The sequence below is a fragment of the Paenibacillus sp. XY044 genome (assembly GCF_002257645.1).
Classification (GTDB): Bacteria; Bacillota; Bacilli; order Paenibacillales; family Paenibacillaceae; genus Paenibacillus_AQ.
The window spans coordinates 163,136-185,133 of sequence record NZ_NQMO01000011.1; the positions used below are offsets into that span (position 1 = coordinate 163,136).

The 21,998-nt window shown below is 56.6% G+C and carries 17 protein-coding genes; 6 read left to right on the plus strand and 11 right to left on the minus strand.

Features of this window, described 5'->3' with window-relative positions; genetic code table 11:
- Nucleotides 1-203: 203 nt before the first annotated feature.
- The gene (locus CJP46_RS36740; RefSeq protein WP_179281406.1) at nucleotides 204-356 is read right to left on the minus strand and encodes a hypothetical protein; all 153 of its coding nucleotides are present in this window, start codon (nucleotides 354-356) and stop codon (nucleotides 204-206) included.
- Between CJP46_RS36740 and CJP46_RS31405 the strand changes: the two genes are divergently transcribed.
- Nucleotides 355-1,254 (plus strand): 3-hydroxyacyl-CoA dehydrogenase, encoded by a 900-nt coding sequence (locus CJP46_RS31405; RefSeq protein WP_094599569.1) that lies wholly within the window; start codon nucleotides 355-357, stop codon nucleotides 1,252-1,254. The two genes, CJP46_RS36740 and CJP46_RS31405, sit on opposite strands and share 2 nt — an antisense overlap.
- 204 nt (nucleotides 1,255-1,458) lie before the next feature.
- Nucleotides 1,459-2,043 (plus strand): TetR/AcrR family transcriptional regulator, encoded by a 585-nt coding sequence (locus CJP46_RS31410; protein WP_094599570.1) that lies wholly within the window; start codon nucleotides 1,459-1,461, stop codon nucleotides 2,041-2,043.
- A 19-nt stretch (nucleotides 2,044-2,062) separates the two neighbouring features.
- On the opposite strand, the gene CJP46_RS31415 is transcribed toward CJP46_RS31410, so the two are convergent.
- Complete coding sequence (locus CJP46_RS31415; protein ID WP_094599571.1) at nucleotides 2,063-2,926, minus strand: VOC family protein; 864 nt, start codon at nucleotides 2,924-2,926, stop codon at nucleotides 2,063-2,065.
- Nucleotides 2,927-3,109: 183 nt separating this feature from the next.
- Here CJP46_RS31415 and CJP46_RS31420 point away from each other — a divergent pair, with 183 nt between their 5' ends.
- Nucleotides 3,110-3,448, plus strand: coding sequence for a TFIIB-type zinc ribbon-containing protein (locus CJP46_RS31420; RefSeq protein WP_094599572.1), 339 nt, complete (start codon nucleotides 3,110-3,112; stop codon nucleotides 3,446-3,448).
- 68 nt (nucleotides 3,449-3,516) lie between these two features.
- Here CJP46_RS31420 and CJP46_RS31425 read toward each other — a convergent pair whose 3' ends face one another.
- Nucleotides 3,517-6,540 (minus strand): glycoside hydrolase family 2 TIM barrel-domain containing protein, encoded by a 3,024-nt coding sequence (locus CJP46_RS31425; protein WP_094599573.1) that lies wholly within the window; start codon nucleotides 6,538-6,540, stop codon nucleotides 3,517-3,519.
- A 144-nt stretch (nucleotides 6,541-6,684) separates the two neighbouring features.
- Complete coding sequence (locus CJP46_RS31430) at nucleotides 6,685-8,178, minus strand: arylsulfatase (protein ID WP_094599574.1); 1,494 nt, start codon at nucleotides 8,176-8,178, stop codon at nucleotides 6,685-6,687.
- A 410-nt stretch (nucleotides 8,179-8,588) separates the two neighbouring features.
- On the opposite strand from CJP46_RS31430, the gene CJP46_RS31435 reads away from it, so the two are divergent.
- Nucleotides 8,589-9,815 carry an ROK family protein gene (locus CJP46_RS31435; RefSeq protein ID WP_094599575.1) on the plus strand — a complete coding sequence of 409 codons (1,227 nt, stop codon included), beginning with the start codon at nucleotides 8,589-8,591 and terminating at the stop codon, nucleotides 9,813-9,815.
- A gap of 128 nt (nucleotides 9,816-9,943) precedes the next feature.
- A complete protein-coding gene (locus tag CJP46_RS31440) occupies nucleotides 9,944-11,167 on the plus strand; it encodes a formylglycine-generating enzyme family protein (RefSeq protein ID WP_094599576.1) in 1,224 nt (407 codons plus the stop codon).
- A gap of 169 nt (nucleotides 11,168-11,336) precedes the next feature.
- Here the strand turns inward: CJP46_RS31440 and CJP46_RS31445 are convergent, their stop codons facing one another.
- Nucleotides 11,337-11,696, minus strand: coding sequence for a winged helix-turn-helix transcriptional regulator (locus CJP46_RS31445; protein ID WP_094599577.1), 360 nt, complete (start codon nucleotides 11,694-11,696; stop codon nucleotides 11,337-11,339).
- A 137-nt stretch (nucleotides 11,697-11,833) separates the two neighbouring features.
- Here CJP46_RS31445 and CJP46_RS31450 point away from each other — a divergent pair, with 137 nt between their 5' ends.
- Entirely contained in the window at nucleotides 11,834-12,463 is a 630-nt protein-coding gene (locus tag CJP46_RS31450) for an FMN-dependent NADH-azoreductase (protein ID WP_094599578.1), read from the plus strand.
- A gap of 96 nt (nucleotides 12,464-12,559) precedes the next feature.
- Here CJP46_RS31450 and CJP46_RS31455 read toward each other — a convergent pair whose 3' ends face one another.
- The 6 genes from CJP46_RS31455 to CJP46_RS31480 form a co-directional block, all read right to left on the minus strand.
- Entirely contained in the window at nucleotides 12,560-13,369 is an 810-nt protein-coding gene (locus tag CJP46_RS31455; protein ID WP_094599579.1) for an AAC(3) family N-acetyltransferase, read from the minus strand.
- A 64-nt stretch (nucleotides 13,370-13,433) separates the two neighbouring features.
- Entirely contained in the window at nucleotides 13,434-13,913 is a 480-nt protein-coding gene (locus tag CJP46_RS31460) for a hypothetical protein (RefSeq protein WP_094599580.1), read from the minus strand.
- 502 nt (nucleotides 13,914-14,415) lie between these two features.
- The gene (locus CJP46_RS31465; RefSeq protein WP_094599581.1) at nucleotides 14,416-15,453 is read right to left on the minus strand and encodes a glycoside hydrolase family 18 protein; all 1,038 of its coding nucleotides are present in this window, start codon (nucleotides 15,451-15,453) and stop codon (nucleotides 14,416-14,418) included.
- Between the two features lie 96 nt (nucleotides 15,454-15,549).
- Nucleotides 15,550-18,174 carry a transglutaminase-like domain-containing protein gene (locus CJP46_RS31470; protein ID WP_094599582.1) on the minus strand — a complete coding sequence of 875 codons (2,625 nt, stop codon included), beginning with the start codon at nucleotides 18,172-18,174 and terminating at the stop codon, nucleotides 15,550-15,552.
- The gene (locus CJP46_RS31475) at nucleotides 18,171-19,202 is read right to left on the minus strand and encodes a carbohydrate-binding family 9-like protein (protein WP_094599583.1); all 1,032 of its coding nucleotides are present in this window, start codon (nucleotides 19,200-19,202) and stop codon (nucleotides 18,171-18,173) included. The genes CJP46_RS31470 and CJP46_RS31475 overlap by 4 nt, the downstream gene beginning before the upstream one ends.
- A gap of 35 nt (nucleotides 19,203-19,237) precedes the next feature.
- Entirely contained in the window at nucleotides 19,238-21,994 is a 2,757-nt protein-coding gene (locus CJP46_RS31480) for an alpha-mannosidase (protein WP_094599584.1), read from the minus strand.
- Between the last annotated feature and the right edge of the window lie 4 nt (nucleotides 21,995-21,998).

Genomic DNA, 21,998 nt, shown 5'->3' on the forward strand with positions numbered 1-21,998 from the left:
GTACATACTTATATATAGTAATAAACAAATTATTAGAACATGTACGTACAAGTTGTATGGGTACATTGTATCCCCGCCATGTGAAAAAGGCAAGAACAATTTTGCCTGATTTGTGCTGTTGACTTGGTGGCCAAAAAGGAGCATAATCGGTTTGGAAATAAGTTAGTAAGTACTTACTTTTATAGCATGCTAGACTGAATTCTTCACTTTTTTTGCTGCCCGGACAGCTCTTTTTTATGCCGGCTGGCCGTCCTGGCGGCAATCACGCGGGCCTTCTTCACACCTGGTCCTTTCGTATGAATCGGTTTCCCGATGACGACAATAACCACAGCATAATAAAGGGAGCAATGCATCATGAATTTCAACCATATTACGATTGCCGGCAGCGGCGTGCTGGGCAGCCAAATTGCGTTTCAGACCGCCTTTAAGGGCTTTGAAGTAACCGTATACGACATTAACGATGAGGCGCTGGAGCGGGCCAAAAGCCGGATCCGCGATCTGATGCCCCACTATCAGCATGATTTGGGCGCTTCAGAGGAAGAACTCGCCGCAGCTCTTAACCGGCTCTCCTTCAACAGCGACCTGGCCCAAGCGGCAGCCGAGGCCGATCTGGTCATTGAGGCGATTCCGGAAGTGGTGCAGATCAAAACCGACTTTTACCGGGAGCTGGGCAAGGTTGCCCCGGAACGGACCGTGTTTGCCACGAACTCTTCTACCCTGCTGCCGAGCCAGTTCGCCGAAGCGACCGGGCGGCCGGAGAAGTTCTTGGCGCTGCATTTTGCCAATGAAATCTGGAAAAACAACACCGGCGAAATCATGAAGCATCCCGGCACGGACATGAACGTGTTCAACGATGTCATCGAATTCGCCAAGGCCATCGGCATGGTGGCTCTGCCACTATATAAGGAGCAGCCGGGCTACATTCTGAACTCCCTGCTAGTCCCGCTGCTTGAAGCCGCCCAACTGCTGCTGGTCAAAGAAGTGGCCGACCCGGAGACGATCGACAAAACGTGGATGGTGGCGACCGGCGCTCCGATGGGACCGTTTGCCATTCTGGACGTCGTAGGTATCAACACCGCCTACAACATCGGCCTGGCCAAAGCGAAGGAAACCGGCTCCCCTGAATTTGAGAAGATCGCGAATCTCCTGAAAACCGAATATCTCGATAAAGGCAAGATCGGCCGCGCCGCCGGCGAGGGCTTCTACAAATATCCGAATCCGAGCTTTGCGCAGCCTGGATTTTTAAAAAGTTAACCTGATATAATCATTCTATATAAGTTGAACTAAAGAATACGATGCAAGCAAGAGAGTACTTGCCCTCATCATCCATTTCAATTTTCAACTTATATAAAAAGGTGCACAGAAAAAAGACCAGCTTAGGTGCTGGTCTTCTTTGTCACTTCCATTATAATTTTAAATACGCGGATACCCTTTTCACGAAACTAAAAGGAGATCGATATGAACAAAGGTGAACAGACCAAGCAGCGGATCATCCAGCAGGCAAGAACGCTTTTCTCCACGACCGGCTATGATGCCACGAAGACAAGCGACATCGCCAAATCCTGCGGCATTTCCGAAGCGGCCATGTATAAATATTTCAGCAGCAAAATGGAACTGCTTAAAGCCTGCGTTGTTACCGCCGAGCCCGATGAAGAGACTCTGGCGCATCCGGATTTGAGCCCATGCACGAACGAAGAGCTGGTCGAGCGATACGTGAATAAACGGATCACGATGATCGAGCGGAACCATGAGCAGTACAACATTCTTTTTGCCGAATCTTCGCGTTACCCCGAGCTCTCCCAATATTTTGACCAATCCCTATACCGGCAAAGCGCCGAAATCAAGGAGATCAAGCGGCGGGTCGAGGAAGGGAAGATGAACATGATCCAAGATATTTTCACCCTTGAGCTGGGTCTGACGGCCGGCATTTGCTCCCTTCTCCAGCATGATCAAATGAATCAGGGCGAGTTGTTGCAAAACCTGTCCGAATTCCGGAGCGAAATGATCCGGTTTATGAAATACGGCTTGATCGGCAGGCCATAGATTTTTAATCCAAAAGCACTCAGCCGCGCCCGGTCGAAGTCAGCCGCACCCCTATATTCCAAGGATCCCTGAGGAGAAAGGCACCTTCTTCCTGCTCTTCCGCCGCAATTCCCGCCTCACGAACCCGCTGAACAAGCTCCTCCACCTCACGTGCTCCCGGCAGCTCAACCGTCATATAATCGATACCGGCGGCATTGACCGGAACCGGCGGCGCTCCGGCGCCAGCCCAAATATTCAGACCGATATGGTGATGGTAACCTCCGGCCGAGATGAACAGCGCGCGCATGCGCGCATAATCGCCGACTACGTCAAACCCCAGAATATCGCAGTAAAAGCGCTTCGCTTCGGGCAGGCTTCCGACATGGAAGTGGACATGCCCGATCACCGTTCCCGCAGGCAGCCCCTTCCATTCCAGTTCGGCCGACTGCTCCAGCAGGCCGCGGATGTCCACCGCTTCGGTGACCATGACGTAATTCCCGTCCGGCTCCTTGCGCCACGTGTCTCTGGGACGGTCTGCATAGACTTCGATCCCGTTCTGATCCGGGTCGCTCAAATAAATCGCTTCGCTGACCGCGTGGTCCCCTTGGCCGAACGGCGTGTTGGTTTGAATGAAATGGCGGACGACCGTCCCCAGATGTTCCCTGCTCGGCAGCAGGATCGCAAAATGGTACAGTCCAGCATGCGAGCGCTCCGGCACGATGACGGCGTCCTCCAGCTCCTCGAGGATCAGAATCGGGCTTGCGGCTCCCCTCGGTCCCAGCTCCGCCGTACTCCCCTCTCTTTTCAACACTTGCAGTCCGATAATCTCTGTATAAAAGGCGATGGAACGGTCCATCCGGCTGATCTTGATTTTAACCGGTCCAAGCTTCATTTCAGGATGCATGTCAGCACTCCTCCAACTTTTTATTTAATTACTTTTTGTAAGTAAGTATATTTTTATAATTATTCCTTGTCAAGTGAAAGCTTTACAGTACGGATTAGAAGCATGGTTGAAAATTTTAGAAGAAACCATCCTGCTCCCGGCCCGTATAATTTAGAAATATGGCATGATAAGGAGGAAATCGAGATGAAGTGTCCGATATGCGATGACTCTCGCATGAAGGAAGTGGAGAAAGACGGAATTCTAATCGACATTTGCCCGACATGCAAAGGGGTGTGGCTGGACCGCGGTGAGCTGGACAAGCTGATGACCGACGTCCGCGAAGCTCGCGGAGACTATAACGAATGGTATTACGGGGATTCTGAACGAAACCAGAGGCCGAGGGACAGTTACCCTTCCGGTCAGCCCTACCCGCCGCAGCAGCAGCAATATCCTTCATATGACAAGCATGGCCATTCCTCTTACCCGCATCATAAGAAAAAGAAAAAAAGCGTGCTTGACGTGTTCGGGGACTTGTTCGACTAACGTCCTGCACACGAAAATACCCCTGGCTCCGTGCGGAGCCGGGGGTTTCGTATGTTCTGTTCTGCCTTTTATTCGTCTTCTTTAAAGACCGGGCGCAATCGGATGGAAAATTCGAATTCCCGCTCATCGAGACGGTACTTCTCCAGCAGCTCCGGACCGCAGGAATTGGAGCCGACACCGCTCATTTTGTAGTCGAGATGAACGATCGTTTCCTTCCGCTTGACCAGCTGGTGCAGATGAGCGGCTTCCTCCAGATCTTGCGGCAAGTAATGGGAGGCGTTAAACGAAAACGGTGCATTTCCGTGGAAAGCAAGCCCCATGCCCAGCTCGCTCGTCACCATCGCCCATTCCGTCCCATAGCGCGAGCCGTTCTCCTGCGGCATGATGTACGGCTCGAACATGTCGTCGACGCGAAGAAGGTATTTGCCCACTCGCACGCTTTGGCGCTTGTCAACATAGCTGGCATGCGGACCCAGACCGAAATATTCGACCTCCTCGCTGCCCACCGGCATGACGGCCCGAAGTCCGAAGCGGGGCAGAAACGGCAGCCCCTCCCGGAGCTTGACGCTCGCCGTCAGCGCAATCTCACCCGAACCGTCCACACGCCATACGGCCTGTCCATGAAGGACTGGATGCTTCATGTAGCCGCCGAGCGAAAAGTCCACGGTCATCTCGATCGCATCCTCTTGCGGCTCGCTCATCCGAACTTGATATACTTTGGTGTCTGCCCGATGGTACCCCGCATCCTTCCATTGATGCTGGACGTTGCGATCATTGTCCGTCGGCGCCCGCCAAATGCTAAAGGCCAGCGGCGCTGCAAGCATATCCACCCCTTGTTTGGAGACGCGGACAAAGGTTCCCAGGTTCCGGTCAAACACGTGACGGAAATCCATCCCTGCCACGATCAGCTGCGCCCCGTCTTCCACGACGTGCACAGGTCGTGCGCGCAGGGCGGTCAGCCACCCTTGCTCCGGCTGGACAGCGGAATCCTCCGCCGCCATCTCGAACTGGGCAAACGCGATTTTCTCCCCGCGCTCGGACCACTCTGTGGATTCACAGAGCGAGGCGGTCAGCGTCAGGAAGCAGCGCCCGTCGGGAAACGCCTTTTGGAACGGAATGATGACCGTCACGTTCTCCCGGGGACCTGCCTGGATCGTCCCCAGACTTCCCTGCTCCACGATTTCTCCGCACCGCTCCAGCGTCCAGTCGAAGGTCAAATGGGACAGGTCGGAAAAATCGTACAGATTCGTAATGATCAGCGTGCCGCGGGACAAATCCTCGGCTTCCATGCGCACCGGCGCAATAACCTGCTTCAGCTCCAGCAGTCCGACATGCGGAACCCGATCCGGCGACACGAGGCCGTCGATGCAGAAATTGCCGTCGTTCGGATGATCCCCGAAGTCCCCGCCGTAACCGAAATACTCACGCCCGTCAGGCGCTTTAGTGCGGATGCCGTGATCGTTCCATTCCCACACGCAGCCGCCCATCAAATTCGGGTAGGCGTAGAACAAATCCCAGTACTCTTTTAGATCGCCTGGCCCGTTGCCCATAGCATGGCTGTATTCGCACAGGAACAGCGGCTTCGGATGATCCGGATTTTGGCCGTAGCTCTCCACGTATTCCAGCGACGGATACATCTCGCTTTCGATGTCGAGCGCCTCCGTATCGCCCTCGCCATGGTAGCGCAGGGAGGCACCTTCATAATGGACCAGTCTGCTGCCGTCGCGTGAACGGGTCCATTCGGCCATGGCAATATGGTTGCGCCCGTATCCCGATTCGTTGCCCATGGACCAAATGATGACGCAAGGATGGTTTTTGTCGCGCTCCACCAGCCGGATGGCCCGGTCCACAAACGCCTTCTCCCAATCGGGATCGCGGGTCAGCTGATGGAAATCTCCGGATACGGCCAGCCCGTGGCATTCCAGATCGGCCTCGTCGACCACATAGAAGCCCATCCGGTCACATAGCTCCAAAAACCGCGGATCGTTCGGATAGTGGGAGGTCCGGACCGTATTCACGTTATGCCGCTTCATCAGCTTCAGGTCCCGGATCATATGGTTCAGCGGCACCGTCTGTCCCAAATCAGGGTGGGAGTCGTGACGGTTTACGCCCTTCAGTTTGACTGCCTGGCCGTTAATCCTGAATACGCTGTCAACAATGTCGATCCGGCGGAATCCGACCGGAAAACGGAGCACTTCCCTTCCGTCCTGCACAAATAACTCGTACAAATATGGCTGCTCCGCGTTCCACAGCACCGGATTTTCGATCTCCAGCGTAATGACGCTCCGTCCGTCCGCCCGAACCGCCCCTTTGGCTACGGTCGTTCCATCCGCATCCTGCAGCAGGGCCAGCGCATCCAGCGCGCCGCTCGTCTCCACCTCGCACAGGAGTTTCGCTGAGGCATGATCCGGCGAAATGACCTGTTTGATAAATACGTCGCGGACATGGGCCTCATCCCGGGCGAGCAGGTACACGTCCCGAAATATCCCGGAGAACCGCCAGACGTCCTGATCTTCCAAATAAGTGCCGTCGCACCATTTGAGGACCATGACGGCGATGCGATTCGTTCCCGGCCGGATCAGCCCGGAAACGTTAAACTCGGCCGGTATCCGGCTGCCTTGGCTGTACCCGGCAAACTGCCCGTTGATCCACAGGTAGAAGCAGGAATTAACCCCTTCGAACATGGTGTAGACCTGCTTGCCCGTCCAGTCTTCGCGCACCGTAAACTCCCTGACGTAGAGCCCGGCAGGATTGCGGTCCGGAACGTAAGGCGGATCCACCGGAATCGGATAATTGACGTTCGTATAATGGAGCTGGTCGTACCCTTCGGTCTGCCAGCACGACGGGACGACGAGTTCCTCCCATGAAGAAGCATCGAACGCGTCTTCATAGAACGTATCCGTCACGTCCCGGACGCTTTCATGGTACTGAAACTTCCAGGCGCCGTTTAATGTTTGGAACAAAGGGGATCTGGAGCGCTTGCCGGAACGCGCCGAATCGGCGTCGGCATAAGGAATGTAATAGGATCTCGCCTCCTCGCGGTGAATATGAAGGACGCTTGCGTCTTCCCAAACCCGGTCAAGCTTAATCATTCGGATCATCTCCTCAATTTACCGTTAACGTATCGTAGAAAAACCTGCCAAGTCGTAAACGTTACCTGTATCAAGACATCAGCTGCCCATATGGTTTTATATCGTTAATACAATATCGTTAAAATAAAGAACCCGCTGCTGCCATCAAGCCCGGATATGGGACAGTGCCGCCGCCTGCTTCCGGCCGGCGATGAGCCGCTCTCCGTCCGTAAAGCCTTCTTCCCGCCCTTCCAGCTCGCGAATGAGAATAGAACGCCAATGATCGATCCGTTCCCGGCAGGCTTCTTCGGAAATGACGTTGTGCAGCTCCATGGGGTCTTTCGCCAGGTTAAAAAACTGCTCTTCCCCGGTTTGCGAATACCATATGAACTTCTCCGTCCCGTTCGTGACCCATTGGGTGGACTGAAGACCGTATGCGTGCTCCCCATGCAGATGGTTCCGCCATGCCGGCTGCGTATCATTCGCTTTGTTCCCGGCCGCGGCCAGCTTCCAGATGCTGTCCCCTTCGACACCTTCCGGGATCTGAACCCCTGCCGCATCAAGCAGTGACGGCATAATGTCCCGCAGCTCCACGACCTCATCGGCCACGGCCCCCCGCTTGAGATGGAGCCGGTTGCCGGGGTCGTTCACGATAAACGGTACGTGAGCACTTCCTTCATAAGGCAGCGCCTTCCGGAACAAGTGATGGTCGCCAAGCAGCTCTCCGTGATCCGAGGTGAACATGATAACCGTGTTATGGAGCTCTCCGTACTCGTTCAGAGCCTGCAGGAACCGGCCGATTTGGTGGTCCAGGTGGGTGATCAGCGCATAATAGGCGGCCCTTGCCCTGCGCAGCCTGCGTTTGGGGACGAGCCCCTTGCCCGTCGTCGGCGCCAAACCTTCCAGAGCAGGGTCATCCCCTTGCGCCCAGTCTCCGACCGGCGGATCCGGAATATCCACATCTTCGTAAAGATCCAAATACGCCTGCGGCGGATCGAACGGCGGATGCGGGCGGACGAAGGACATCCACAGGAAGAACGGCTTCCCCGGGTCTCTGCGGCGCAGGAAATCGATCGACTGGGTCACGACCCAGTTCGTCGGATGCTGCATTTCGTCCAGATGCCACGGCCGTGCGACGGTCGATGCGTTGCAATCCAGGCCCGTGTCGATCAGATCGGCGCCGGGCACTCGATCCCGGAGCCACTGCAAATAATCGTCCACCTGATCATAATGCTCCTGCATCGGGATTCCGTGAAAATTGCGGTTGTGATGCAGGTAGCCGTCATGCAGCACAACGTTGTGAAATCCAAGCAGGTTACGGGCGGGATACACATGCATTTTGCCGATGCACTGCGTATGGTATCCCGCTTTGGCCAGCTCCCCCGGCAGCGTGACCGGATAATTCCACGGTACCCGATCCTGATACCCGACACGTCCATGCGTCCGCCCGGACTGGCCCGTAAAGATGGCCGCACGGGCAGGAACGCAGGTCGGGGTCGCCGAATAGGCGCGGCTGAACCTGACGCCGGTCCGGGCAAGCTCGTCCAGATTCGGCGTTTCCACGACGGGATGGCCGGCGATGCTGAGACAGTCGAATCGCATCTGGTCCACAGTAATCAGCAGCACATTAGGCCTGCCTTTGTCCTCGTTCAAATTCATCGGCTCTCCTCCTTGAATTCAGCGGATATGATCAGTAACCTTAAGAGAATCCTTGAAATTGCCTCGTTCCCCCTTATTAAACCCTTCACGTGATGAAAAGTAAATGAAATTATTCGTTTTTTCGTGCATATCAAGCCGATTGGAAAACAATGAAAACGGATTACTCCAATTACTTTATTCCAAAAAGAAATTAAGATAGGTATAATGAGGGGTAACGCCTCCCGGATGAAGTTGCAGCCCGGTTGCCACTTGTTGGGGCCGTGTGTATGATAATCATGAAGCAGCCAGTACGTATAATTGTAGAAAAACCTTTGCCAGCAGGAAGCCCCTCCGGCGCACGCCGCCGTGATCGTTTTTTTGGGAGTCACCCGCTGGCTTTAACGGTTCAGAATAGTGAGGATAACGGTGATATGCAAGAATTCAAGGAAGAGAGATGGAATGTAAAAGAACGCATTCCCTCACCGAAAGCGAAGGAACTGTTCTATGATATCCGGCGCAAGCAGGAAATTTCCAAGAGCGACCTGCTGGCCTCAAGCGGGCTGACCATCAGCACGCTGACCCGCGTCCTCGACGAGCTTGTCTCCATCGGCGTCATAACCGAGAGCGGACTTGGCGCTTCGACCGGGGGACGGCGTCCGATTCTATACCAAGTCCGGGGCGAGTATGGCTATGCGTTCGGCCTCGATGTCTCCCGTGTCGTCTCCCGCCTCATTCTGCTCGATTTGAACGGGCAGACGCTGGAGACGGCCGAATGGGACATGACGGGCGACATGACGCCGGAGCGGCTGATCGGCGAGGTTGTCGACCGCGCCAAGGAATGGCTTGCCGCACACGGCATCCCGCTGGGCCAAGTCATCGGCATGGGCATCGGCGCTGTCGGCCCGCTTGACCGCGAGGCCGGCATCATTGAGGAGCCGGAGTGGTTTGCCGCGCCGGGCTGGCAGCATGTCGAGATCGTGCGCCTCATCGAGGAGGCGCTGCACGTTCCGGTGCTGCTCGACAACGGCGCCAATGCCGCCATCGTCGCCGAAGCGTGGGCGAACCGCGGCAAGGATTTCCGCCACATGCTGTACGTGCATGGCGGCACGGGCCTGCGGCTGTCCATGATGTCGGACAGCAAGCTGATCTATGGGGCAGCCGATATGGAAGGCTCGTTTGGGCAGATGATCATCCAGGCGGATGGCATCCCTTACCGAACCGCCAAAGGCAACCACGGCTGCCTCGATTCCTACGCGTCGGTCCATGCGATCGAGCGCGAAGTGAATTCCCGGCTGCGGATCGGCCGGAGCAGCCGGCTGCAGCAGATGCTGGAGCCGGACGAGCCGGCCCGCTTCAGCCATATCATGCAGGCGCTGAAGCTGATGGATCCGATGGTCACCGAAGTCGTGACCCAGGCGGCAACGTACTTTGGCATCGGCCTGGCCAACCTGCTGAACATTTTGTATCCCGAGAAGGTGGTCCTTGGCGGACCGCTGATGATGGATTCGAACCTGTTCTTCTATACGGCGACCCAGACCGCCATCCGCAAAACGTATCATTACCCGAAATACCAGGTCATTTTCAGCAAAGGCAGTTTCGGCGAAGAAGCGATCGCCGTCGGGGCGGCGCTTCTGATGCTCGAGCAATTGACCTGCTGAGCACGCAGAACTTTGAGCGGCCAAAGTCTGAGCCGCTGATCACGATGCGTTTGGAAGCATTACATTCGAATGAACATGAAACATGTTAGAAAGATCATCTCCCCTCAGGAAAGGAGTAAGGATCAAAGATGACCCAAGAGACCTCTTCCAAAGTTCCAACGCCGGAGAATGCCGGTAAGGCACAGGCCTCGTCCTGCTGCTGTTCAGCCGGGCGGGCCGACGCTTTGCAGGCTTCCGCTTGTGGAACCCCTGCTTCCGGGGAATTGAACCCGCCCCAAGCGAAGCTTCCCCACGAAGCGAAAGCGGGTGCCATCGCCGCAAGCGAGCTTCAAGCCCCCCAAGAAACAGAAAAAGGCACGGAACCGGATACCCTGACGGTATCAGCTGACGATTCAGACCCGGTTTCGCCTTCTCTTGCCGGTTCCGCGGCTGAACGTTTCCCTAGCCCTGCCGCCCAGCAAGAGACAAGCCCGGCAGAAAATCCGGCACGGCCCGATTCCTCCCAGTGGCCGATCATCCCCGAGGGCACCTATATCCTCGGCACCGATGACGGGGAAGGCTTCGCCTCGGACGCCGAAGGGCCTGCGCGGCCGGTGCACATCCCGGCGTTCCGCATGTCGCCTTATGCCGTCACGAACGCCGAATTCGCCGCTTTCGTCCAGGCGACCGGCTACGTCACCGAAGCCGAAAATTTCGGCTGGTCGTACGTATTCCAACTGCTGATTCCGGATTCCCAGCAGGTGAAGATCGTCGGCTCCCCGCAGCGGACGCCATGGTGGCTCGGCGTCGAAGGCGCCACTTGGCGGGAGCCGGAAGGCCCCGGCAGCGGCATCGGTGACCGGATGGACCATCCCGTGGTCCATGTCTCCTGGAATGACGCAGCCGCATACTGCGCCTGGGCCGGTGTCCGGCTGCCCGCCGAAGTGGAGTGGGAAGCCGCGGCCCGCGGCGGCCTGGAGCGCAAGCGCTACCCTTGGGGCGACGTGCTGCGCCCTGGAGGGGAGCACCGCTGCAACATTTGGCAGGGCGTATTCCCTACCAAAAATCATGCCAGCGACGGCTATCTCGGCACCGCCCCCGTGGACGCCTATCTCCCGAACGGATACGGGTTGTACAACATGTCGGGCAACGTCTGGGAATGGTGCGGCGACTGGTTTACGTCCGACCCGGCACAGCGCGGCTCATCGGAACGGCCGGAAGGGCCCGCCCAGGGAAACGCCCGCCTCATGAAGGGCGGATCGTACTTATGCCATCAATCCTACTGCAACCGATATCGCGTCGCCGCGCGCAGCGGCAATACACCGGACAGCTCTACAGGCAACATCGGTTTCCGCGTGGTCGCGGATCTGTAACGACAAGCCCGAAAAGGCACCGCTCCTCATGTGAAGCGGTGCCTTTTGGCGTTTGCTTATTTGTCTTCCTTCGATCTGATGCCAGGCCGCGGTTCCAGACACGCTTCGTAATCACGTTTGTTATATTTTGTGACTGCAAACAGAATGAAACGGACTAGCATAATAAACGCTAGTCCGTTTCTTTTTGTTCATTATTCGTCATTTTGAGCTGCTTTCGCTTGACATGGGCCACTCCCCATTGATGCAAGGATTCCAAGATCGGAGACAGGCTCTTGCCGTATTCCGTGATGGAGTATTCCACTTTTGGCGGGACTTGCGGATAAACGATTCGGTTAACGATCTCCTCTTCCTCCAATTCGCGCAGATGGAGCGTAAGCATCCTTTGCGTGATATCTGGCAGTAATCTCCTGAGCTCATTGAACCGCAATGGCTTGCCTTGAAGCAAATGATAAAGGATAATCGGCTTCCATTTGCCGACGATCGAATCCAGCGCAACTACGAATTGACATTGGACAGGGTTCTTTTGCATACGTTGGCCGCCTCCGTTACAGTACCTTTTTTGTTACTATACCACATTATTGTGCCTACTTACCATAAGTAAGTTAATATTATATGATCAGCATTGTAAATGTTCTTAAAATCATTTTCAGAAGGGAAGTATGAATCATGGCAACTGTACTGTACATCACCGCACATCCCCTTAATCCTGAGGAATCTTATAGCCTCGCGGTGGGCAAAGAATTTATTGAAGCGTACCGTGAAGCAAATCCAACAGATGAAGTTGTTCATTTGGATCTGTATAAAGAAAATATTCCGCAAATCGATGCTGATGTTTTAAGGGGGTGGGGAAAGCTTCGGTCGGGTTCGACTTTCGATCAGCTGTCCGAAGCCGAGAAATCAAAAGTAGCCCGTCTTGAGGAGATTCTTAATCAATTCGTGGCAGCCGATAAGTACGTTTATGTCTCCCCGATGTGGAATTTTACGGTCCCGCCGGTTTTGAAAGCATACACGGATGCGACTTCCATTCCGGGCAAGACTTTCAAATATACCGAAAATGGTCCTGTAGGTCTGTTGCCCGGCAAGAAAGCCTTGCACATTCAAGCTAGCGGTTCCGTTTATTCGGAAGGTCCTTTAGCTCCAATTGAAATGGGACACAGCTATATGAACAAGATTTTACAGTTCTATGGGATTGAATCTGAGGCTATTTCTGTTGAAGGAACGGCAATATCAGAGCAGGCTCCATTGGTAAAAGAAAAAGCGATTGCGCAAGCCAAGGAAGTTGCCAAACGTTTCTAATGGGGGTTCGCCATCGTTCTCGAACCGAAATCCGCAAGAACCTAAATGATAGAAAAGCCCGTTGAAGTTTTTTCAACAGGCTAAAGGCACCGCTTCTTATGAGAAGCGGTGCCTTTTTAACCATGAAGCCGCATAATCGACTGCCGCCCTGACCGGCAGCAGCCGGCATTCCGCCATGCCCACCTGACCTACGGCGGCATGTCCCTTCTCTTCAAAATCCTGCCCTAGCCGGTCAAAGTCGTCGGAATCATAGGCATAGTCTTCGAACCATTTCCACGTTCTCTCGCCGTCCTCCAGAATGGCGGCCCCCATTCTTTTCCGCGGCATCTCTGCAATCTGAGTTTCCGCCATATGAAAGGTCGTGCAGGAATCGTATCCGACCCCAAGCAGCAGCACCTTCGCATCCAGCCGGTACAGGGCGCCCAGCGGCGAATCTTCGCCGAACTGCGGCGTCAGCGCATGCACGCCGGTAATTTCCGCCGCATGCGGTCCCCTGGCCGCAAACGACACCTGCGGATGGTACGAGCGGTGGGTCCCCGGCAGCGAGCGGAACTGCTCCGCGATTTTCCCCATCGCCCGGGTCGCGGTATAATTCGGGTCAAACGCCGGCATATTCGCGTAAATCTCCTCCAGCCATGCGGCCGGCACGGGCGGGTTAGCCCATTCCGCCGGATCGGACACCTGGCCGCTGTGGGCCGGCATCACCAGCGTCCCGGCATCGCCCAGCGCCTGCTGCAGCGCCAGAATGACGGCTTCCGCATCGCCGCACACCCATCCGATTTTTGATAACGAGGAATGCACCAGCAGCGTGTCGCCTTCCCGGACGCCGAGACGGCCAAGATCCGCCCGGATCGATTCCACCGTGTTCAACTTCGCCGAAGCGTCAATGACCTTTCGTTCTCCCATGTCAATCCACCTCCATTGTTCCATTGTGGCAAATAGAGGCGGCTTCGATCAAGTATGATAAAAATTAGTTATTTACAACAAAGTCGTCAGAAATCCAATCACCCAGCCATGTATCCCAATCGCCGTATGCAAAAACCTTCAACATGACTCGATAAGTTCCTGTGCTGCCTGTTGATAAAATATCGTCAATTTGAACTTGCCACTGGCCGGTCGAGGAAGCAAATGTTCCTCGAGTCGAGGCGACCTGAGAATATGTACTTCCATTTTTCTTATCAAGAGTGAGTTGGTAATATGCTGATCCTGCAGTCTTCTTCTCGCCGGTGATACCGATATAAGTATCGGAGACTGGATAGCTGCTAGTGCGGTCAGTATAAACTCTCGCTTCAATCCCATTCTGTTTAATCCATCCCGTATTCACATAGGGGGTGAAAATCCCAGAATCCTGTGGCGCTGCTGTTTCTTCAGCGCTTTCAGCGGATGCAGAGGTAGCGACGGCAGTTAGTAAAACGACTGATGATAAGAGTGCTGTAATTTTCTTCTTCATTAATAATCATAACCTCCTAAAATTTGGTATATTTAACATATAACAACTTATATATGGTTTGTCAACTAATAAATAGAATTTAATTGAAATAAATTCCAATAAAATTAATGAAAGAACAAACATATTGATGGTCTGTTTCAAATGGTTATCCTGAGCGTTTTTTTGATGAAGATGGATGGAAGCATCCGAGGACTCATACTAATCGTATTGTTCACTGCTTGGGGTGATAGAAGAAATAGAAATCGAACTTATATATATCAAAAAATATAAACTACGAAATGAAATACCAGAGAACGGATACGCATGCGGCAAGCCTCGCAAAAGACGGCCTTCATCCAGCAGTATGTAGTGATCATCCTCATGAAAGCAAAAATGCATCCTTCCCTTGTAACAAGGGGAGGATGCATGGGGACCAAAGCGCCAAACAGCGCCCGGTGGTTTTGAAACATGTCCGTTCAAATCGTGGTTCTTTCATTTGGCGATTTCTCGGCTAAGGCCTTCTTTACTTAGCACCGAGCCCTTCATGCATCGCGCCCAGCAGGCGGTGCGTCCGGTCGCAGCCGTATTCCCAGAACATGATACCTGCCAGTCCCTGCTCCTTCACGTACTCGCATTTATGCCCGATGGATTCCTCGTCGTCGTAGGAAATCAGGCTCGACCCGTTAAACAGGAACGGCGCACGGGCTTCTTCGTCCCAGTAGCGCGTGTAGCCGTTTTTATCGATGTAATCGGCAGCCAGCTCCGTAAAGGAAGGGCCGTATCCGCCCGTCGTGCCTGCCATTTGGTACAACCCTCGGTTGCGGTCCGGGACCTCGTTCCAGATGCGGGAGTAGAATGCCGCTCCGATCACGATTTTTTCCCGCGGCACGCCCGCGCGGACAAAGATGTTCACGGATGCGTCCGTGCTGATACGGAACAAATCGCCCGTTCCAGTATACAGGTTCGTATGATGGCCCGTCAGCACCTGGAATCCGCCCCGCATGTCGTAAGTCATCAGCTGTACGAAATCGAGGTACTTCTGCACTTGATCCATCTCCGTGCCGTCCACGTAATATTGGTCCGCCCCCGCAGCAATCGTCAGCAGGTAGTGGCGGCCGTCCGCGGTCCCTTTGGCATCGAGCGCTTCCCGAATCGCTGCCAGAAGCAGCGTAAAGTTCTGTTTGTCATCCGGACTTGAGGCGATGTCCGCCTCGCCGTAGCACGGATACTCCCAATCCAGATCGATTCCGTCAAAAGGATATTCGTTCAGCACCCGCACGGCCGATGCCGCCATGCGGGCTCTTCCTTCCTCGGTTGCGGCCGCTTCGGAGAAGCCGCCCGCGCTCCACCCGCCGACCGACAGCAGCAGCGTCAGCTCGGGATGGTCCCGCTTGATGGACCGGATGGCTTCACCGTTCTTCAAATGCTCCGTCGTAATTTCGTCATCGCGGACATGGCCGAATGCCACGTTCAGATGGGTCAGCTTGGACAGATCCTCTGCCGTCATTTCCGGCAGCACGGCGTCCACGGCGTAACCCGCCACAATATATTTTTTCGACATACCTAAGACACTCCGTTTCTTATTGGGTTGTACAGAATCGCGATCCCGGTTGGGTTGTTCTGTAGGGTTGTTCTGTTAGATCGGCTTGCCCTGCATTTAACCCTGCTTCGTCACCGCCGATAAAATCTGCAGCGCCTCTTTCCCGGTGCCGATCTTGTAGCCCGACGCTGTATACCGGATCTGGTTCTGAGCATCCAGCACAAACAGATGCGGGTAGCCCGCTTCGCTCGCCGCCGAAGATGCGATCAGGTCAGGCAGGAAAGCATAGCTGTAATCCCGTACAAACGCCGTCCGTGCCGGCAGATTCGGATAAGCGGCCGGATCGAAGGAAGCCGTCCATTCGCGATGCCCAATGATCAGGACGATCGGGACCCCCAGCTTGTCAAACGACTCCGCCAGCTCGCCCAGCTCACGCAGCAGGTGCTTGGTCGGCTCGCGCTCGGGCTCGATCCAGGCCGCGATGGCTCCTTGGGAGCCGATCAAACCGTCCAGCGCGGCGGCCGCCCCATCCAATAGCGTAACTTTCCCGCCGCGGTCCAGCGTGCCCAGCACCGGAATCTCCTCGGTGGCTTCACGGAAGGCCAGCGGCACCTCCGTCGTGTCCCCTTCGTTCACCGTAAAGTAGCTGAGGCGCACCCGCACGGTTCCGTCTTTCAGGCGGATGCCCGTCGTCAGGCGGTACGCGCCCGGTTCCACTTCAAACGGCGCGTCGTATACGTCGGTTTGACCGAACGGGTAGACGAGCGTTTTGTATACGCCGTTTTCAAGCCGGCCGAACGTAAAGTTTTCGCCGTAAGATGCGGCAGGCGCATCCGGACCGGCCGCTCCATCCCGCAGCAGGCGCAGCATGCCCCAGCCTGCGCTTCCGGCTTCTTCGGCAGAGGCGTACAGGGTAAACGGCGCGTCTTTCCATCCGCCGCCCTGCCAATACTGCGGCTTCTGCTCGCTCGGGTGCAGGCGGGCCGGAACGCCGAGGCTGCGGCTGGCCGCCACGAACAGAATGCCGAGCGATACCGGGTCACCCTTGCCCAGCCGGTAAGTACCGACCGGATTGCCTTTGCCGATCAGGTTCGGCAGGTCCTGCCATAACCCGAAGCCCTGCTCCAGGCGGCGGGCCAGCTGCGCCGGATCGGCCTGGTATGCGGCCGTCTCCTCCGGCGCAAAGGCTTCCTGGAAGAACTTCCGGTAGGGCACGATCATTTCGTACTGGATTCGCGGGCAGAGGATGTACTGGACGAAGAGGTCCTCATCCCAATCGCCGCGGCGCTCCAGCGCTCCGGTCAGGTGGTCGTCCAGCGCCGGCCGGAACGTGTCGGCCAGGTCCTTGTCGTTCAGCGATTCCAGCAGCCGCAGCGGCCACTCTCCGAATTCGCCGGAACGCTCTTCCAGGAACGCTGCGATTTCGCGGCCGTTGCCCCGAGCCTTGCCCAGCACCGCCCCTACACGTTCGGACGGGAGTCCCGCCGAATTCGCCAACCGGACGGCATCTTCCTCGCCGAGGAAAGTCTCCTCGTAAGCGGTCCGGATGCGCGTGCCTTCTTCGATCCGGGCGTTGTGGCGCTGCAGCTTATCTTCCGTGACGGCGTCCGCGGCTTCCCCTTCCCGTTCGGGCGGCGGAACCATGTCAAAATCTGACGTTCCTTCCGGCTGAACGGATGACTCCAGGATGAGCTCGAAGCAGTCGCTGTCTTGGACCGAAATTTTGATCTCGCCCCAGCGCCCATTCTTCACGGCGCGAATGACCAGGTCGCCGAATCCCGTCTTGAAGGAGACTTCGCCCCGCTCGTCCGTCGGCAGCGTGGCAATCGGATACAGCTCCGCCATGTTGTACAGTTCAAAGCGCACCTCGGCCCCTTCTACCGGAACACCTGCATCGTCCTTTACCGCCACGCGGATGGTCCGCGTCGGCGCGTAATTTTCCAGCAGGTTAATCTCCGTGAACCATTCGTCAGCCAGCGTAATATCCTCAGGTCCCGGATAATCGGCGTAAATCCTCGTATTGATCAGCATCGCCCGGCGTGCCGGCGGTGTGAACCAGCCTTGGTTCAAGCGGGCTTCCGGCTCGCAGGCGCCGATGTAGTACCACTGCCCGTCGGCCCACGCTTCCACCCAGGCATGGTTGTCGTCGCAGTGCGCCCAGCGCGGGGTATAGACCTGGCGCGCAGGGATGCCGATGCTGCGCAGGGCGGCCACGGCGAGCGTCGACTCTTCCCCGCAGCGGCCTCGGGCCGTGCGGATCATCGTCAGAGGCGAAATCGTCCGCAGATCGCTGCCGATGTAGGTAGCTTTTTCATGGCACCAATAGTTTGTTTCCAGAATGGCCTCCGCCATGGACAGTCCGGCGGTCCGCTCGGCCAGTTCGTTATATAATATGCCGCGCGAATCCTCGATATTTTCAGTATTGACCCGGTAAGGGAGCACGAAGTGCAGGAAGAGATGATCCGGTACCCGCTCTCCCCAAGGCACCTCCTTGCGGATGGCCAACGTTCGGCGCACATGGCTCAAAAACAGCGAACCGTCGTAATCCGCCAGGTCGTTGACCGGCATGTACGCGTACAAATATTTCAAAGCCCACGTTTCCTCGGAGGTCAGCTCCTCCTCAAACACGCCGAACAGCTCCCTTTTCCGGGATTCGGCCAGCACCTTCTTCTCCTGAAATTTCTCCTCGATCCGCTCCAGCATCCGCTGGTCCAGCGAGAACGCGGTCGTGTTCGTCGTCATTTCGCTTCCTCCTTCCACAGCTTCCCGTCTTCGCGGATGCAGTACACCGCTCGTCCGTCCGCAGACGGAACCGTCAACTGGAACAGGCTGCGGGTCACTTCGATCTCCGGATCAATGCTCCAAGTGTCGCCGCCCTTTAGCTGCTCCCAATCCGCCGTAAACCGGCCGTGAACCTCATAGTGGTTGCGTTCGCGGTAATAGAGCTTGCGAAGCTCCCACTTGATCCGCTCTTCTTCCGGCAGGACAAACGCCTCCGGCGCTTCCCCGTCCGAGAATACCACGTACCCCCAGAGCTCCGGATAATGCATGTTGATGATTCCCATCGGCGACCATACCCAGTTGTCCTCGGGATACGGCTTGCCGGTCTCAGGGTTTAACACCTTGCGGTATTCGCCGTCCTGCACCTCTGTCCGCCATTCCACACGCGAGAAGTTGACGCGCCAGAATTCGCCGGCAGCAGGGCCCCGCCCCTCGGGTGCGCATTCCTTCAGGCTCGCCCACGGGATCGCCACTTCCACGCTCCACTTCCGGTTGTCTGCGTCCGGGCGGTTCAGCTCGCCGTCAATATGCACCGCGGTCTTCAGGCCGGCAATATCCCAGCCGTTGACCGGAGGCCCGCCGTCGCGGTAAGGCTGCACCAGCAACAGGTCCCAGACCGTGTTCAGGGCATTGATCTCAAACTCGTAATATTGATGCGTATCCCCATCGGGATCAATAAAGATTTCAAAGTCGTTATCGTAGAAAATGACTGAATCCCGCTCGGTCAGCGTGGCCCATATCTGATCCTCGATCAGCTCTGCACCGAAGTAGAAATATTCGTCGTCCCACAGCATTTTGACCCGGGTCTGCTTGGCTGGCTTGGGACGCAGATCGCCTTCGATATCGACGAAGTCCTCCGTCCACTGCGCTTCAGACCAGAACGGCTTGTCCAGGCGTCCGTCCAGGGCAAGCGGTCCCCGTGCCCGCCGGCAAATATAATGTTTGGGAGCATATTCGATCTTGGGCTCCGGCACTCCGCTTAAATTCATCGCGATTCCCTCCGTTATTCGTTCTGCAACGATCGTTAACCTTTATTGACGGTATCCGCAATCTCCAAGGCCAGCGTCACAATTTCGGCCGGCCCGGCCGCTACGCGGAGCGCCTCTCCTGGCAGCGCCGCTTCCACCGCCTCCTGCCGCTCTTCCAGAATACTGCTCCGGTAAGCTTGGCAATATGAGAATTTTGGCGATACGGCAAGTTCGCTGCCGTTCGCGGTCAAATTGTACCAACGAAGGATGAGGTCTCCCGTCTCTTCACATCTTTTCACCGCCGACTGCGCTATTCCTTCTCCTTGCCAGCCGAACCATTCATAAACCGGCGGAAGACCGCCCGCATGCAGGCCGACCTGTGCGCCCGTCCATGGCACTTGGAACTGGTAGGCTTCGTTATACGCAACCTCAGATTTCGAAAGACCATGCGGAATGACCATGAGCTCGGCATAGGCCTCGCCCAGGCACTGTGCCTCCGGCGTCGGGAACACGCCCCAGTCGCCCAGCTCGCCGACGGAACGCAGCAGCGTCACCGCAATCGTGTTCTGTCCGTCCTGCAGCACCTCGTATTCGTTCAAGCCCAGATTCGCAACCGTCAGTCCCGTCCGTTCGTCCTTGATGCTGGCAAAGGCCTGCTGGTGGTGACAGTAGCTTGGGTTGGTCCATTCGGCGGACGGATCGTTGCTGCGGGATACAACCTCGAACATGGAATCCGCCTGGTGAATATCGCTGGCAAGGCCAGTCGGGAACAGCATCCGCAACCGGTGATCCTCGGCTTGGTTATTCAAGCGGGAGGTCACCTTCAGGCCGCGCGACGCTTTCTCCAGCGTCAGGGTCGTCTCGATGACGAGCCGGACCGTCTCCTTGGAGCGGCCGGACGTTCTGCCGGTGAACCACACCAGCTCCTGCTGCTCCTGCGCAAGCTTCTCCTCCGCTCCCTTTGGAATGTCCCAGGCGTGAACAACCCGGAAGGAGGCCTCGTAAGGCTTGTCGGCCAGAATCGTAATCTCCGCCGCTGCGTCCCGGGTCGTCAGCGGGAGTTCTCCGTCCGGCTGGCGATACATGTATTCATTGCCGATGTCCCCGCTGTCTTCGTAAACGCACAGTCCGGAGTAAATCCGGCCGCTCGCCTTGTCCGTCAGCGTCACCGACCCGTCGTTCTCAATGCGGACCGCCACGTATTCGTTTTCCATGGTGCGGTCTCCGGTGACAAGCGAGGCCCGTCCTGCCGATGCTGCGGCTTGGAATGCAGAGCGGACAATCGCGTAGGTGCAAAAACCGTTCGCAGGAACGTCCGCCGCCTCCAGCTCCACGCGGACCCTCCGCGCAAAATAAGGCTGCCGGAACTTGTCGTCAGGCAAATCGTATCCGAACTGCAGTCCCAGGTCGGTGATCGTGCAGGCCACCTCACGCCCCTTGCTGTCCACCACGCTCCGGTCCGCCAGCTCGAGCTGCTTCACACGCGATTTCATTTCGCCGAACGGAATGCCTTCCCGGAAATAGTGGCGGAGCACGTCGACTTCAACGCTGACCGTACCGGTCCGCTTGCCGCCGGTCGTATTGAAGACGGTGAACGGGCAAGCATCCGGCCCGAACTTAGCAAAGCCGGTGGTGTCGATTTGTTCCGCAATGGACTGCAGGCTTTCGTCCGCAACGGCTTCGGCGACATGCCGGCTTTTCTCGAAGCGGGTGACCATCTCGCGATGAACCTCGTCCACGCTGCAGCCGCAGATGCTGTCATGCGGATGGTTCTGCATCAGCGTCTTCCAGGCATACTGCAGGAGATCATGCGGATACGCCGCACCGAGCAGGCTGGCATAGGCCGCAAGCGGTTCCGCCACCTTCTCGAGCATGGCCTGGCCCCGCTGGTTCATCTGCTTCAGGTAGACGCGGGAGGAGGCCGTATTCACGAGCGTCCCCCAGCCGTCCGTCCGCTGGCTGCGCAGCTCGCCCCGGACCGAAGACAGTTCACGGCCTTGCGAAGATTCGAGGGCCGCCAAATAATCGATGAAATTGGAATGGACGAAGTCCGTATCCGGGAACAGTTCGCGTGCCGTGCGGATCGCCTCCGGCAGATCGAGCTGGATCGGCTGGTGGTCGCAGCCGTTCATGAACAGCAGCTCCCCGGTGGAAGCGTACTTGCCGGCGTCAGCCAGCTTGCGCTGCCAGTATTCCTTCGCTTCGCCCGGATCTGCGGGCACCTCATTCCCGTTCGAATACCAGTTGGCGAACAGGATGCCGAGCACCTTGGAGCCGTCCGGTCCCTCCCACTCCAGCTCGGAGAAGGAGGATTCGTAATCGCCGTCGGCGACCGTGTTGTTGAAGCCTGTAGGCTTCACGCCCCGTCCGAAGAAGGCGTTATGGATGCCGGACTGCCGCATCAGCTGGGGCGTTTGTCCGGCAAGCCCGAAGGTGTCGGGAAAGTAGCCGATTGGGACCGGCTGGCCGTAGCGCTTGGCGTCCTTGTGCCCGATCAGCATGTTGCGCACATTGGCTTCGCTGCTCGTCAGAAACGCGTCCTGCAGGATGTACCAGGGGCCGATCAGGATGCGGCCGTCCCGGATATGCTTCTCGAGCCGCGCCTGCTGCTGCGGCCGGACCTGCAGGTAATCCTCCAGGATGATCGTCTGGCCGTCGAGGAAAAAGCTGCGATATTCCGGATCCTCATCCAGCTTGTCCAGCAGCGCATCCATCAGCTTCACCAGACGGACATGATGCTTCTCATAGGGCAAATACCATTCCCGGTCCCAGTGGGTATGCGATACGATATGAGCCGTTTTGCGGTTTGGCATGTTT